Consider the following 13,885-nt stretch of genomic DNA (forward strand, 5'->3'; position numbering starts at 1 on the left):
GCGGGGTGGAGCAGCCCGGTAGCTCGTCAGGCTCATAACCTGAAGGTCACAGGTTCAAATCCTGTCCCCGCAACCAAATACAAAAACGGCCCGCTCCTCGCGGGCCGTTTGCGTTTGTGTATTCGGCTGGGGTGGCATGGGGGCCGGCTGTTCATCCTTGCTCGCCGGATCGGGCAGGATCGCCTTGCGCCAATTCCTCCAAATAAGCACGCAGCGACCGCGGCTCCCGGCCCAAGATCGCACGTAGCGTCAGTGGGTTGCCGAGCAGGCCGTGGCGATCGTAGTGATCGAACATCGCCCGCAAGCCGGGAGGAACATCGCCGAGCACATCGGGATCGCGGCGCTCCCTAACTTCATGGCCCAGCACATCGCTCATCAGCGCAGCGACATCGAGGCGGTTAAGTTGCCCAGGTGCGCAGAGCTCGAACGTTCCAAAAAGCAGCCGCTCTTCGGTCAGGGCTATCGCGGCGAGCTCGGCGACATCGCGATAGTCGACCAACGAAAAGCGTGTCCCGGACGACCAGGGCTCCGCAAGCACGCCCTCTTTCACGACTTTGGGCCAGAATGCCGCGTAGTTCTGGAAGTAGCGCGCCGGATGGAGGAACGTATATTCCAGGCCGGAGTTGAGAACCGCCTCCTCGACCGGCGCTTTGGCGACATGATTGACGAGGTCCGAAAGCACCGGATGGATCACGGCCGAGAACACGAACCGGCGCACACCGGCGTCGATAGCGGCCTCCACGACTTTCTTTCCCACATCAGCCTCGGCGGGAATGAAGGCTGGGGCGATATAGAAGACGGCGCCCACATCCTTGAGCGCCCCATCCAAAGCTGCACGATCGCGCAGATCGCCGATGGCAACCTCGGTTGCGCCGTGACGGCGTACCAGTTCAGCCTGCTCAGGCTTGCGGACGAAGGCACGGACGCGCGCGCCCCGAGCGGCAAGGGCGGGAATGACGCTGCCCGCAAAATTTCCCGCTGCACCGAAGGCGAGAATCATATGATCATGTTCCTTGCGCGTTTTCGTGACGATCACGGATCTGTTTGGATACCCGTGGCCCTCAACTCAATCTGGTCCCTGCGAGCGGGATGTCACCTCCCCGCAGGCATATTTTTCGGGTAAGGCTTCAACAGGTCCGAATAAGATGAGTTTGGCCCGAAGGCGCGCCGCGTTCGGATGGTTCGTGTTCGTCGTCGCAAAACCCATTTGGTGGGTAGGCTCGCCTCAGGCTTTTTGGTGACGGGTATTAACCTCTGAAATCCCGGCAAGTATTCGCCCTAGGCGATCTCGAATGAACGCAACCAAACTGACGGAGAGGAAAATGCGGCAAGCGCTGATCGTATGGGGCGGCTGGGAAGGGCATGAGCCCGAAGCCGGCGCGCGCGTCGTCAAGGCGATGCTCGAGCAAGAAGGCTTTGCCGTGCGCGTCGAAAACACGACAGCGGTGTTCGCCGATCCGGCGATCACCGATCTCAGCCTGATCGTGCCGATCTATACCATGTCCAAGCTCACCAAGGCCGAAGAGGCGAACCTGACCGAGGCGGTCGAAAACGGCGTCGGCCTCGGCGGCTATCATGGCGGCATGGGCGACGCTTTTCGCGAATCAACGAACTACCAGTTCATGTGCGGCGGCCAATGGGTCGCGCATCCCGGGAACATTATCGACTATCAAGTGAACGTGGTGCGGCGCGACGACCCGATCATGCAAGGCATCGAGGATTTCGCCTACCGCTCCGAACAGTATTACATGCATGTCGATCCATCCAACGAGGTGCTGGCGACCACCACTTTTTCCGGCGACCACGCGCCGTGGATCGACGGCGTCGTCATGCCGGTGGTGTGGAAGCGGCGACACGGCAAGGGGCGGGTGTTCTATTCATCGCTGGGTCACGTGGCCTCGGAATTCCAAGTGCCGCAGATGCGCACCATCTTGCGCCGCGGGCTGGTCTGGGCGGCACGCTGAGTGGCTGGTGCAACCGGCTAAACGCTCTCCAGATAGGTCTCGATCTCGAAGTCGCTGACGTTGAGCGCGAAAGTGTTCAGCTCCTGGCGCTTGCAGGCGACGAAGGCGTCGCGCAGCACGTCCGGGAAGATTTCGGCGACACGCTGGCCCGCCTCGAAGGCGGCGATCGCCGAGGCCCAATCCGGCGGCAGCTTGGCGAGCGTCAGCCCCTGGCCTTCGCCGCCGGTCGGCTCACCGGGCGAGAGCTGGCGCTCGATGCCGATCAAGGCCGCGCCGAGAATCGCCGCCAGCACCAGATAGGGATTGGCGTCGGCGCCGGAGACGCGGTGCTCGATGCGGCGTGCGGCCGACGGGCCGCCTGGAATACGAATCGCTACCATGCGGTTTTCATAACCCCAGGCGACGGCCGTCGGCGCATAGGATCGCGGCCGCAGCCGGCGGTAGGAATTGAAATGCGGCGCGAACACCAGCGTGCTTTGCGCCATCGCGGCAAGCAGGCCGCCAACCGCATGGCGCATGGCATCGGAACCCTGATCCGAGCCGTCGTCGAAGATGTTGCGGCCTTGCCTGTCGAGAACGCTGAAATGGACATGGAAACCGTTGCCGGCGCGCTCGCCATAGGGCTTGGCCATGAAGCAGGCGGCAAAGCCATGCTTGCGCGCGATGCCCTTGACGGTGCGCTTGAAGAGCACGGCGTCGTCCGCGGCGCGCAGGGCGTCGGGCACATGGTTGAGATTGATCTCGAACTGGCCGACGCCGTTCTCGGCGATCGCGGTGTCGACCGGAATGTCCTGCATACGGCAGGCTTCGTAGATATCGTGGATGAAGGCTTCGAAATCGTCGACCTCGTCGATCGAAAGCGCCGCGTCGGAATCGAGGCGTCGCCCGGTTACCGGCGAGACCGGTCCGACAGGCCGCTGCGACATCGGGTCGACAAGGTAGAATTCGAGCTCGGTCGCGGTGACGGGCGTCAGTCCTAGTGCGGCATAGCGGTCGAGGATGCGGGCCAGCGCGCGGCGCGGATCGCCAAGGTAGGGCGCGCCGCTGTCGTCCGCCAACCAGATCGGCAACAGCGCCGTCGGGTGTGCCGTCCAGTTGACCGGCAATATGCCGCGCCCCGTCCAATGGCAAAGCCCGTCGGCGTCGCCGGTCGAGAACACCTGGGCGTTGCCTTCGATGTCCTCGCCCCATATGTCGAGCCCGATGGCCGAGTAGGGCATGCGCAGCTTGCCTTCGAGCGCCTTGCGCGCCTGCTCGACCGGAATGCGCTTGCCGCGCATGATTCCGTTCAGGTCGCACACCGCTGCCCGCAGGCTCTGGATGTCCTTCCTGCTGTCCAGCCAGTTCAAAACGTCCGCAATCGCATCGCTCAATTTCCAGCCCCTGTTTTTCTGGGTGCTGTAGCCCTGTCGGCTACGATATCCAATTTTCGGCTTGTGAGTTCGTGAAGGCCAGCGCGGCTGATGCCGAGCGAATTTCCTTCATTTTTTCAAATCATTAGCCGGGATATCGGGAGGCATTTCAGGTCCACATTGTGCGATCTGCGATCGCAACATAGCGGCCCGCTCGGCGAAAGCCAAGCCGGATTCGGAGGCCCGCTTGCATGTCAGTGGCGCAGTTCTGGAAATTTCACCTGGCCGAGGATGTGGGCCGCGCCCTCGGCGATATCGCGCACGATCGCGGCCCGCGCCCTTTCGCCGTCATGAGCCTCGATCGCCGCCACGACCTCCTCGTGATAGTCGATGCCGAGAATGCCGGCCAGGTCATCCTCGAAACCGATGTGCAGATTTCGCAGGAATGGGCCGACCTGCATCCAGACCGTCTCGATCAGAAAGATCATCTGCTCGTTGCCGCAATGGCGGTAGATCGAGAATTTGAAGTCGTAGTTCTTGCGCAGATAGTTTTCGATCCCGCCGCCGCGGGCGGCTTCGGTAAGTTCGGCGCAGTGGCGCCGGATCGCACGCAGATTGTTGCCGTTAATGAGTTTTGTCGCGAGCTCGGTGGCCGTGCCTTCCAGGATCGTGCGCACGGCGGTCAGTTGCTGGAAGCGGTCGGCGGAAATCAGCGGCACCTCGACGCTGCCGTTCGGCATCGGGCTCAGTGCCCTCAGCGCCTGCAGCCGCATGAAGGCGCTGCGCACCGGCATGTCGCTGGTGCCGAGTTCCTTGGCAAGCTTGCGCGAGGTCAGCTTCTGGCCGGGCTGGAGCTGCCCCGACATCAACGCCCGCACCAGTTCCAGATAGACTTTCTCATGCAGCGGAACGGTATCGACAGCGGTCAGTCCGAATTGCGATTTGTCGACCATTGGCGATGCGCTGCTTCACTCGTCCTGAAATCTGTCTCGTCACCTGATCCGCCGCCGGGATAGTTGGGCGATCGTTTCGGCCGCACGATAGACGGTCAACGCGAACCGCCGCAAGGGCGACTGGGGTCGCTATCCAATCCGAGCGTCGATGATCTCGACGAAGCGCGCGAACAGGCCGGCCTGCGATTTGATCTTCAGCTTGCGGTAGATGTTGCGGCGGTGGACCTTGACGGTCCCCGGCACGATGCGCAGCGCCCTGGCGATCGATTCCGTGGAGTGGCCCTGAAGCACCAGGTCGACGACCTGCTTTTCGCGCGAGGTCAAGGACAGGCTCTTCCAGATATGCGCCCGGTCGAGTTCGTTGGTCATCGCGAAGGTTTCGCCGGAGGGTTGGGCCGCCACCTCATCGGCAGGCAGTGACGGCCAGCGCTGCTTGCAGAAACCGATCACCGCCGGCGCCATGTCACGCAGCAGCCTGGCATCCGCCGTTCCGAACGGCCCAGTGGCGCGCAGCCGCATCAGCGACAGCACCAGCGCGTCCTTGCCGGCTAGCGGCACGAAAAAGCCGACCTCCTCGGCAAGTTTGGTCTGGCTGTAATAGGAGCGGTAGTATTCGCTGGCATAGAAGCGGTCCGGCGCGAGCTCGCGCATGCGCCAGAAACCCTCCTTGCGCTCGACCGCGGCGTGGTGGAATGGGTCGAGCAGATAGGGCCCCTCCTGGTAGAGCGCGACGAAGATGTGGCTCTCCGCCGGCGAGAAGGTCTCGAACAGGAGCGGTGGCCGTGCGGCACCCCGATAACCGAAGATCACGCAGTGATCGAAACGGACATGTCCGCTGAGCCAGCCGACGATCGCCTTGCCGAAATGATCGCCGCCGGTCTCGCGCGACGCGGCGATCACGGCGGCCAAGGCGTTGTAGTCGTCACTGCGGGAAGCAGCCAATCCATACCCCTCTAAACGATAAAATCGGCTAAATATACCACCTGCGAGGTATATACCAGGTGCATTGCCTCTGCTAGCGTCAAGGCATTGCCTCACGCTGTCGCTGGAGCCTTGGCTTGACTGCAGTGCCCGATATCGAATTTCGCGCGGTCACCAAGCGCTACGGCGCCGTCACCGCGGTCAGCGGTATCGATCTTGCCATCCCGCCTTCGGCCTTCGTCGCGCTGCTCGGGCCTTCCGGTTGCGGCAAGACGACCTGCCTGCGCATGATCGGCGGCTTCGAGCAGCCGAGCGAGGGCCAGGTGCTGATCCGCGGCCGCGACATGGCCGGTACGCCGCCCTACCGGCGGCCGGTCAACATGGTGTTCCAGCAATATGCGCTATTTCCGCATCTCGATGTCGAGGAGAACATCTCCTACGGGTTGCGTCAGGCAAGGCCGCGCCTGTCGTCGCGCGAGATCGCCTTAAGGGCAGGCGAAGCGCTTTCGATGGTGCAGCTCGCCGGCTACGGGCGCCGCAAGATCCACGAGCTTTCCGGCGGCCAGCAGCAGCGCGTGGCGCTCGCCCGCGCGCTGGTCAACAAGCCGGCGGTGCTGCTGCTCGACGAGCCGCTGGCGGCGCTCGACAAGAAGCTGCGCACCGACATGCAGATCGAGCTGCAGAACCTGCAGCGCGAGATCGGCATCACCTTCGTGCTGGTCACCCACGACCAGGAGGAAGCACTGTCGATGAGCGACTTCGTCTGCGTCATGAATGGCGGCCGCGTGGTCCAGCTCGGGCAGCCAAGCGAGATCTATGACGAGCCGGCCGACCTGTTCGTGGCCGACTTCGTCGGCAAGACCAATCTTCTCAGCGGCAAGGTGGCCGGGCTCTCGGGTGACCTCGTCGATGTCGCGCTCGCCGATGGCACGGTGATTTCGGCGCGCAAGCGGGTGCCGCTCAGCCGCGGCGAAGCCGTCTCCGTCAGCTTGCGGCCGGAATCGCTCAGCCTTTCGGCGCCTGGGGGCGGTGCCTTGAAAGGCATCGTGCGCAATCGGATCTTCCTGGGCTCGACAGCCGAATACGCCATCGAAGTCCAGGGCATCGGATCGCTGCTCGCCAAGGCCGATCACGTGATCGGCCAAGGCAATCTGTTCAAGCCGGGCGAACCCGTCGCCATCGGCTTTGCCGCCGGAGCGCCGCTGGCGTTTCCGCACGCCAACAATAACGGGACAAACCATAGGGAAGACCAACATGCCGAAATCCTATCGTGACGGACTGCCGATAACCCCCGATAAATTCGTCGACCAGTTGATGCGTTTGAAGCGCGGCTCGATCAGCCGGCGCGACTTCCTCGGCCTCACCGGGCTCGGTGTCGCCACCGCCGTGATGGCGCGTGAGCTCGGTATCATGCCGACACCCGCCTTCGCCGCCGAGAACCTCGGCGACCGCATGTCGATCGCCACCTGGCCGAACTACCACGACCCGCAGACCTTCGAGAACTTCAAGGCGGAGACCGGCGTCGCCGTCGAGGTCAATGTCTTCGGCTCGAACGAGGAGATGCTGGCCAAGCTGCAGGCCGGCGGCTCGGGCTGGAGCCTGTTCGTGCCCACCAACTACACCATCTCGACCTACAAGAAGCTCGGCATCATCGAGGCGCTCGACATGGCCAAGCTCGGCAATTTCGATGGCAAGTCGGAAGATGCGCGCTTCACGGCGGAAGGCACGATCGACGGCACGATCTACGCCGTGCCGAAGAACTGGGGCACGACCGGTTTTGCCGTCAACACCAAGAAGCTCGCCAAGCCGATGTCGAGTTGGAAGGAGTTCTGGGACACGGCCATGGCGGAAGGCGACGGCCGCGCCATGGTGCATGACTATCAGCTCACCACGATCGGCAATGCGCTGAAATATTACGGCTATTCGTTCAACTCGCTGAAGCAGGACGAGCTGGCCAAGGCCGAGGAACTGCTGCTGAAGGTCAAGCCGCATCTGTTCGCGGTGTCGAGCGACTACCAGCCGGGAATGCGCGCCGGCGATGCCTGGTTGACCATGTGCTGGACCAATGACGGCGCGCAGCTGCATCGCGATATTCCCGAGATCGCCTATGTGCTGGGCAAGGAGGGCGGCGAGATCTGGACCGACTTCTACGCCATCCCGAAGGACGCCCCGAACAAGCCGGCCGGCTATGCGCTGCTCAACTACCTGATGAACCCGAAGGTGGCGGTGAAGGAGCATCTGGCCAATGGCGCCCCCTCGACCGACGCGCGCGTCAACGCGCTGCTGCCAAAGGAAGTGCTCGACAACCCGATCCTCTATCCGGCGGCCGACCTGTTGAAACCGCTCGAATTCGGCGCCGCCGCGACGCTGACCGATCCGGGCCGCGCCGAGCTTATGGCGCGCTTCAAGTCGGCTTGAGCGGGACCGGCAACAAACCAGAACCAGACAATGCGACCGGCGGACGAGAGTCCGCCGGCTCCCAACCGGCTTTCCCGATGCGCCGCACTCTCTCTCGCAAAAATCTCGTGACGGCGCTGCTGCTCGCCCCGGCGACGCTGTGGCTGGTCGTGTTCCTGGTGTTGCCCTTCGTCGCCATCGCCATCTTCAGTGTCGGCGAGCGGGCGCCGGAGGGCGGCTACCAGGCCGCGCTGACCTTCGCGCAATACGCCAACCTGCCGGCGCGAGCGACCGCCTTCTGGAACACGATGGTGCTGGCGCCCGCCGGCGCGCTTGCCTGCCTGCTCGTCGCCTATCCGGTCGCCTATTATCTGGCGCTGCGCGCGCCGCAGCGCTGGCGGCTCATCCTGCTTGCGCTGATCGTCATCCCGTTCTGGACCAGCCTTCTGATGCGCACCTATGCCTGGATGTATATCCTTGGCGGGCGCGGCATCCCGGCTTTGCTCGCCTATGTCGGCATCGAGGATCTGAGGCTGATCAACACCCCGGGCGCGGTGCTGCTGGGCATCGTCTACGGCTATCTGCCGCTGATGATCCTGCCGATCTATGTCAGCCTGGAACGGCTTGACCGGCGGCTGCTGGAGGCCTCCGCGGATCTCGGTGCTACGCCGCTGTCGACCTTCCTCGGCGTGACGCTGAGACTGTCGCTGCCCGGCGTCATGACCGGCTTCTCGCTGGTGATGATCCTATTGCTCGGCGAATATCTGATCCCGACATTGCTCGGCGGCGGTAAGGTGTTCTTCATAGGCAACGCGCTGGTCGACCTCTTCCTGCAATCGCGCAACTGGCCGTTCGGATCGGCCATCGCCATCACGCTGGTGCTGGTCTCGGTGGTGGTGCTGATCGTCGCCAATCGCATCTCGACCCGGCTCTCGGGCGCACGCCGGGTGGACCTGATCTGATGCGCGCCTTCGTCGTTGCCGTCTTTGCCTTCCTCTATCTGCCGATCGCGCTGGTCGTGCTGTTCTCCTTCAACGCCGGCCACCACGCCAGCGAGTTCACCGGCTTTTCGGTGCAATGGTACGGCAAGGCGCTGTCCAATCCCTTCCTGGTCGAGGCGCTGAAGAACAGCCTGTTCATCGCCACCACCAGTGCCTTGCTCGCGGCCCTCTGCGGGACGGCCGCGGCGCTCGGGCTGCAGCGCGTCGGCGCGCGGACCCGGGCTCTGTTCGATGCGCTGCTGGGCGCGGCGATCGTCGTGCCAGGCGTCGTCATCGGCATCTCGACGCTGGTGGCGCTGGTGCAGCTTTTCGCCGTCGTCAATCCGTTCCTCGCTTCGCTCTGGCCGACAGACCAGCCGCCGCGGCTTTCGCTGGGCTATGGCTCGATCATCGCCGCGCACGGCCTGTTCTCGATGGCGCTGGTGACGATGATCGTCGGCACGCGGCTCGCGAGCCTCGACCGCAATCTGGTCGAAGCTTCGAGCGATCTCTACGCCACGCCGCTGACGACGTTCCGCTCGATCGTGCTGCCGCAGATCATGCCGGCGGTGATCGCCGGCTTCCTGCTCGCCTTCACCTTCTCCTTCGACGACTTCATCATCGCCTTCTTCGTCGCCGGCGCGCAGACGACGCTGCCGATCTACGTCTTCGCCTCGATCCGGCGTGGCGTGACGCCGGAGATCAATGCCATCGCCACGATCGTGCTCTGCGCGTCGGTCCTGCTCGTGCTGCTAGCGCAATGGCAGCTGGGCCGACGGAAGCCATCGCCTTGAGAGACACATCCATGATCTTGAAAGACCGTATCGCCGTGGTGACTGGCGCCGGGTCGGGCATCGGGCGCGCCGGCGCGATGATCATGGCGCGGGAAGGGGCGCATGTGGTCATCGCCGACCGTGATCCGGCGGCCGGCGAAGCCACCGCTTCCAACATCCGCGAAGCCGGCGGCCGCGCCGAGGCCGTCGCCACCGACGTCGGCGACGACAGGGCCGTCGAGGGCCTCATCGAGGGAACGCTCGACCGGCACGGCCGGATCGACATCCTGCACAGCCATGCCGGTATCCAGGTCGGCGGCACGCTGACGGAAGTGGGCACGGACGGGATGGACGCCTCGTGGCGGATCAACGTACGGGCGCAGTTCCTGGCGGCCAAGACGGTCATGCCGGCGATGATCGCGCAGGGCGGCGGCGTCATCCTCAACACGGCGTCCAATTCCGGCGTGTTCTACGACCGGGAGATGATCGCCTATGCCACCTCCAAGCATGCCGTAGTGGCGATGACCAGGCAGATGTCGCTCGACTACGCCAAGCACAATGTGCGCATCAATGCGCTCTGCCCGGGCTGGGTCGACACGCCGTTCAACGCGCCGTTCATCGCCCAGATGGGCGGGCGCGACGCGATCGAAAACTATGTCCGTACCAAGATCCCGATGGGGCGCTGGGCGAGCGCGGAGGAGATCGCGGAGGCGATCCTGTTCCTCGTCTCCGATCGCTCGTCCTTCATGACCGGTCAGGCGCTGGTGGTCGATGGCGGCGAGAGCATCGGCTGAGGCGCGCCTGGCAAATCGCCTACCGGTCGTTGGGATTTCCCAATGTCGGATCGCGGCGCCGCGAGTAGGTGTCGATGCGCGGCAGATCGTCGGCAAATTCCAGCCAAGGCAGCCGAAGGCGCCAATAGGCGTGGGCGTGCGGCTTGAACCGCTCCGGATGATCGAAGAAGCCGATCGTGACATAGAGTTCGTCGCTCAGTCCTTCGTCGCGATAAGTGATCGAGGTGCCGCATTTCTCGCAGAAGGTGCGAACGACACCTTTCGTCCTCGAGAAGCTCTGGGGTTTTCCGCGCGTGAAGCGGAACTGGTCCGGGCGGTAGCCGACCCAGATAGTCAGCGGGCTGCCAATCGCGCGGCGGCAGTCGTCGTCATGATCGAAGCAGATCCAGAACGGATCGCCCTGCATCTCGGCGGCAATCCCGCCGCAAAAGCATGCGCCCGTGTCGACTCTGCTTTCCATCTGATCACTCCTGGTCGTTTCGGGATCGTTCGGCCGGCGGCGCATATGGGGAACAGTACAAGCAGGTACCCGGTTCCCTTCGCCCGATTGGGCCAACAACGGGCAGCGGTTTCATGCGCAGGCTTGCGCTGCGGGCAACGATCGGCCAAACCATGCCAGGTTCTCGACAAGGCTTGTCATGCGAGCGGTAGAAAGGCTTTCCACCACGAGGCCGTTTCCAGTTGCGGCCGCAACGGCGCGCGTTTTGGCGGAGCGCCGCTGATCATGCGCTGCTGCCGCCACGAGAACCTGCAGCGCGCGGAGGAGACCAAGGTCGGCTCGCATGTCGTTCGCGACGGCTGGACTGAAGGGGTGCAAGGCGCGCTGACCCGGCCTTCGGCCGGTTAACAGGCGGGCGCCCGTCCTCGGATAACGCAGCTTAGATAACGCCCTACCGGAACGGACATGCCCGCCGAAGCGATCTCTCCTTCGTATGGACATGACCAATGCCTGACAATCTGAACACCTCATTTCCCGGCGCGGACACGCAAAGCTGGCTGAAAACGCACGCGATCAACGAAGTCGAGTGTTTCGTGCCCGACGTCAACGGCGTGCTGCGCGGCAAGACCCTGCCGATGGCCAAGTTCCTGAAGTCGCTCGACGACCGCGCGCTCTATCTGCCGAGCAGCGCCTTCCTGGTCGCCATCGACGGCCGTTATTCCGGCTCCATCGACGAAGGCTTCGCCTACCAGGATCCGGACATGCGCATGGTGCCGGACGTTTCGAGCCTGTGCCTTGCGCCCGGCAGCGCCGGCAAAGCCTACGTTTTCGCCGACACGTTCCACATGGACGACCGGCCGTGGATGGCCTCGCCGCGCCATGTGCTGAAAGCCGTGCTCGACCTTTATGAGCAGCGCGGCTGGCGTGCGGTGATGGCGCCGGAGCTCGAGTTTTATCTGACGGCGCCCAACCCCAACCCCGATCAGCCTTTGACCGCACCGGTTGGGCGCAACGGCCGGCCGGAAAGCGTGCAGCATCCTTACGACATGCAGGCGATGGAGGAGTTCGAAGCGGTGACGCGGCAGCTCTATGAGCATGCCGCCATCATCGGCTTGCCGGTGGAGACGCTGATCCACGAATCCGGCACGGCGCAGCTCGAGATCAATCTGCTGCATGGCGATCCGCTGACGCTTGCCGATCAGGTGCTTCTGTTCAAGCGTCTGGCGCGGCAGATCGCGCAGGCGAACGGCATGCACGCCACCTTCATGGCCAAGCCGATCGCCGCGCAGGCGGGCAGCGCAATGCATCTGCACATGTCGATCGTCGACAGGAAGGGCGAGCCTTTGTTTGCCGGCGAAGACGGCGAGGACAGCGAGATATTCGCGCACTTCATCGGTGGCCTGCAGAAATACATCCCTGAAATTATGCCGCTGTTCGCGCCGCATGCGAATTCCTACCGGCGCATCCGACCCGGCCACAGCGCGCCGGCCAATATCGAATGGTCGCACGACAACCGTTCCTGCGGCCTGCGCGTGCCGCTGGGCGGGCGCGCCGCGCGCCGCATCGAGAACCGGCTGCCGGGGGCAGACGCCAACCCCTATCTCGCCATGGCCGGCTCGCTGATCGCCGGCTATCTCGGCATCGAGGAGAAGCTTGCGCGTTCGGAGGAGGCCTTCGGCAACGCCTATAAGAGCAAGAGCACACTGCCAAAGACGATGGAGGAAGCGCTTGACCGTTTCGCCGCTTGCGAGCCCGTGCGGGCGCTGCTCGGTGAGGATTTCTTCCAAACCTATCTGCGCGTGAAGAGCGTCGAGCTCGACCTGTTCCAGAGCGTCGTGACGTCCTGGGAACGCGACCATCTGCTGCTCAAGGTGTGACCATGGCCTCGCGTTCGACGGGTTTCAATTCCGGTCTCGATATCGGCAAGTCCTATTATGTCGCCACCGCCAACCCGGCGCCCGACCATCCGGCGCTGGCCGGCGATGTCGAGGCCGATCTGGTGGTGGTGGGCGGCGGCTGCACCGGCCTTTCGGCGGCGCTGCATGCGGCCGAGCGTGGTCTTAAAGTGGTGCTGCTCGAAGGCGGCAAGATCGGCTGGGGCGCCTCGGGACGCAATGGCGGCCAGATGATCCCCGGCCTGCGCAAGGGCGCCAGGGGCCTGGTCAAGTCCTTCGGGCCGGAACGGGCAAAGGCGCTGTTCGATCTGGCTTTCGAAGCGCGCGGGCTGGTGCTCGACATCATCGAGCGCCACCGCATCGAATGCGACTTGCGCCAGACCGGCCATCTGGTCGGCGCGGTGAGCGCTTCGGATGTGCGCGATTTTGAAGAAGAGGCCGAATGCCTCGCCAAGGTCATGAATTTCACCGATGTCGAGATCCTGTCGGCGGCTGAGGCGCGGCAGATGGTCGACACACCCTATCAGGGCGCGGTGTTGGAGCGGCTCGGCGGCCACATGCATCCGCTCAACTACACGCTGGGGCTTGCCCGCGCCGCCACCGCCGCCGGCGTCGTCATTCATGAGAACTCGGTCGCGGTGCGGCTGGAGCGCGAACCTTCCATCCGGGTGTTCACCGACAAGGGCTCGGTCCGCGCCAGGCATGTGGTGCTGGCCGGCGATGCGCTGCTGAAAGGGTTGGAGCCGCGCGTCAACAGCCGCATCATGCCGGTCGGCAATTACATCGTCGCCACCGAGCCTCTGGGCGAGCGCAATGTCATCCCGGCCAACGTCGCGGTCTCGGACACGCTGTTCGTCGTCAACTACTACCGGATGTCGGCGGACGGACGCCTGCTGTTCGGCGGCGGCGAGCGCTACACGCTGTCGCCGCCGGCCGATATCGCCGGCTTCGTGCGGCCGCATATGGAGAAGACCTTTCCGCAGTTGCGTGGCTGCCGGATCGACCATGCTTGGGGCGGACTGGTATCGGTGACGACATCGCGCCTGCCGCATGTCGGGCATTACGGCGAGGTCTATTTCGCGCATGGCTATTCCGGCAAGGGCGTCATCCTGTCGACGCTGTCGGGAAAGCTCTTGGCGGAAGCGATCATGGGCGATGCCTCGCGGCTTGACCTGTTCTCGGCGCTGACGCCGCTGCCGTTCCCAGGCGGCACGGCGCTGCGCGGCCCGCTCTATGTGCTCGGCATGCTGTGGTATGCGATGCGCGATCGCTTAAGGCATTAAGGGTCTATCGATATTCAGGTGAGGCCGGCTGCAGCAGATCCTAGGCTGGCTTTCCTGTACCCGGCGTGGCTAATGTCTTGGCGCCGGGGACGAGTCCCCCGGCGTTCGCCACTTAATCGAAGGCAGCTCACAGG

Annotated in this window: 14 protein-coding genes; 9 read left to right on the forward strand and 5 right to left on the reverse strand. The window is 64.0% G+C overall.

The window, feature by feature from the left end:
* Nucleotides 1-151: 151 nt before the first annotated feature.
* On the reverse strand, nucleotides 152-1,036 hold the full coding sequence (locus FJ423_RS21940) for an NmrA family NAD(P)-binding protein (RefSeq protein ID WP_246680223.1): 885 nt from the start codon (nucleotides 1,034-1,036) through the stop codon (nucleotides 152-154).
* A gap of 286 nt (nucleotides 1,037-1,322) precedes the next feature.
* Here FJ423_RS21940 and FJ423_RS21945 point away from each other — a divergent pair, with 286 nt between their 5' ends.
* Complete coding sequence (locus tag FJ423_RS21945; RefSeq protein ID WP_140845270.1) at nucleotides 1,323-1,964, forward strand: ThuA domain-containing protein; 642 nt, start codon at nucleotides 1,323-1,325, stop codon at nucleotides 1,962-1,964.
* 17 nt (nucleotides 1,965-1,981) lie between these two features.
* On the opposite strand, the gene FJ423_RS21950 is transcribed toward FJ423_RS21945, so the two are convergent.
* The 3 genes from FJ423_RS21950 to FJ423_RS21960 form a co-directional block, all read right to left on the reverse strand.
* Nucleotides 1,982-3,337: a glutamine synthetase family protein gene (locus FJ423_RS21950; RefSeq protein WP_140845063.1), complete on the reverse strand. Its 1,356-nt coding sequence runs from the start codon at nucleotides 3,335-3,337 to the stop codon at nucleotides 1,982-1,984.
* 233 nt (nucleotides 3,338-3,570) lie between these two features.
* A complete protein-coding gene (locus tag FJ423_RS21955) occupies nucleotides 3,571-4,269 on the reverse strand; it encodes a GntR family transcriptional regulator (RefSeq protein ID WP_140845066.1) in 699 nt (232 codons plus the stop codon).
* Between the two features lie 129 nt (nucleotides 4,270-4,398).
* The gene (locus tag FJ423_RS21960; RefSeq protein ID WP_140845068.1) at nucleotides 4,399-5,211 is read right to left on the reverse strand and encodes a LuxR C-terminal-related transcriptional regulator; all 813 of its coding nucleotides are present in this window, start codon (nucleotides 5,209-5,211) and stop codon (nucleotides 4,399-4,401) included.
* Nucleotides 5,212-5,327: 116 nt separating this feature from the next.
* On the opposite strand from FJ423_RS21960, the gene FJ423_RS21965 reads away from it, so the two are divergent.
* The 5 genes from FJ423_RS21965 (at nucleotide 5,328) to FJ423_RS21985 (ending at nucleotide 10,134) form a co-directional block, all read left to right on the forward strand.
* Nucleotides 5,328-6,464: an ABC transporter ATP-binding protein gene (locus FJ423_RS21965; RefSeq protein WP_140845070.1), complete on the forward strand. Its 1,137-nt coding sequence runs from the start codon at nucleotides 5,328-5,330 to the stop codon at nucleotides 6,462-6,464.
* The gene (locus FJ423_RS21970) at nucleotides 6,445-7,608 is read left to right on the forward strand and encodes a spermidine/putrescine ABC transporter substrate-binding protein (protein ID WP_140845072.1); all 1,164 of its coding nucleotides are present in this window, start codon (nucleotides 6,445-6,447) and stop codon (nucleotides 7,606-7,608) included. Before FJ423_RS21965 ends, FJ423_RS21970 begins: the two co-directional genes overlap by 20 nt.
* A gap of 77 nt (nucleotides 7,609-7,685) precedes the next feature.
* Nucleotides 7,686-8,549, forward strand: a complete 864-nt coding sequence (locus tag FJ423_RS21975) for an ABC transporter permease (RefSeq protein WP_140845074.1) — start codon at nucleotides 7,686-7,688, stop codon at nucleotides 8,547-8,549.
* The gene (locus FJ423_RS21980; protein ID WP_140845079.1) at nucleotides 8,549-9,361 is read left to right on the forward strand and encodes an ABC transporter permease; all 813 of its coding nucleotides are present in this window, start codon (nucleotides 8,549-8,551) and stop codon (nucleotides 9,359-9,361) included. The genes FJ423_RS21975 and FJ423_RS21980 overlap by 1 nt, the downstream gene beginning before the upstream one ends.
* An 11-nt stretch (nucleotides 9,362-9,372) precedes the next feature.
* Nucleotides 9,373-10,134: a glucose 1-dehydrogenase gene (locus FJ423_RS21985; protein WP_140845086.1), complete on the forward strand. Its 762-nt coding sequence runs from the start codon at nucleotides 9,373-9,375 to the stop codon at nucleotides 10,132-10,134.
* A 19-nt stretch (nucleotides 10,135-10,153) separates the two neighbouring features.
* On the opposite strand, the gene FJ423_RS21990 is transcribed toward FJ423_RS21985, so the two are convergent.
* The gene (locus tag FJ423_RS21990; RefSeq protein ID WP_140845090.1) at nucleotides 10,154-10,594 is read right to left on the reverse strand and encodes a GFA family protein; all 441 of its coding nucleotides are present in this window, start codon (nucleotides 10,592-10,594) and stop codon (nucleotides 10,154-10,156) included.
* A 264-nt stretch (nucleotides 10,595-10,858) separates the two neighbouring features.
* Here FJ423_RS21990 and FJ423_RS34640 point away from each other — a divergent pair, with 264 nt between their 5' ends.
* From FJ423_RS34640 to FJ423_RS22000, 3 genes are all read left to right on the forward strand, one after another.
* A complete protein-coding gene (locus FJ423_RS34640; protein WP_281408996.1) occupies nucleotides 10,859-10,981 on the forward strand; it encodes a hypothetical protein in 123 nt (40 codons plus the stop codon).
* A gap of 98 nt (nucleotides 10,982-11,079) precedes the next feature.
* Complete coding sequence (locus FJ423_RS21995) at nucleotides 11,080-12,450, forward strand: glutamine synthetase family protein (protein WP_140845092.1); 1,371 nt, start codon at nucleotides 11,080-11,082, stop codon at nucleotides 12,448-12,450.
* 2 nt (nucleotides 12,451-12,452) lie between these two features.
* Nucleotides 12,453-13,751, forward strand: coding sequence for an FAD-binding oxidoreductase (locus FJ423_RS22000; RefSeq protein ID WP_140845094.1), 1,299 nt, complete (start codon nucleotides 12,453-12,455; stop codon nucleotides 13,749-13,751).
* Nucleotides 13,752-13,885: the final 134 nt, after the last annotated feature.

The organism is Mesorhizobium sp. B2-8-9, from assembly GCF_006439475.1.
Lineage (GTDB): Bacteria > Pseudomonadota > Alphaproteobacteria > Rhizobiales > Rhizobiaceae > Mesorhizobium.

Excerpts from the sequence above, each read along its gene's own strand:
- FJ423_RS21945 (WP_140845270.1), top strand. The coding sequence starts at position 1,323 with ATGCGGCAAGCGCTGATCGTATGGGGCGGCTGGGAAGGGCATGAGCCC.
- FJ423_RS21955 (WP_140845066.1), bottom strand. The coding sequence starts at position 4,269 with ATGGTCGACAAATCGCAATTCGGACTGACCGCTGTCGATACCGTTCCG.
- FJ423_RS21970 (WP_140845072.1), top strand. The coding sequence starts at position 6,445 with ATGCCGAAATCCTATCGTGACGGACTGCCGATAACCCCCGATAAATTC.
- FJ423_RS21975 (WP_140845074.1), top strand. The coding sequence starts at position 7,686 with ATGCGCCGCACTCTCTCTCGCAAAAATCTCGTGACGGCGCTGCTGCTC.
- FJ423_RS21980 (WP_140845079.1), top strand. The coding sequence starts at position 8,549 with ATGCGCGCCTTCGTCGTTGCCGTCTTTGCCTTCCTCTATCTGCCGATC.
- FJ423_RS21985 (WP_140845086.1), top strand. The coding sequence starts at position 9,373 with ATGATCTTGAAAGACCGTATCGCCGTGGTGACTGGCGCCGGGTCGGGC.
- FJ423_RS21990 (WP_140845090.1), bottom strand. The coding sequence starts at position 10,594 with ATGGAAAGCAGAGTCGACACGGGCGCATGCTTTTGCGGCGGGATTGCC.
- FJ423_RS34640 (WP_281408996.1), top strand. The coding sequence starts at position 10,859 with ATGCGCTGCTGCCGCCACGAGAACCTGCAGCGCGCGGAGGAGACCAAG.
- FJ423_RS21995 (WP_140845092.1), top strand. The coding sequence starts at position 11,080 with ATGCCTGACAATCTGAACACCTCATTTCCCGGCGCGGACACGCAAAGC.
- FJ423_RS22000 (WP_140845094.1), top strand. The coding sequence starts at position 12,453 with ATGGCCTCGCGTTCGACGGGTTTCAATTCCGGTCTCGATATCGGCAAG.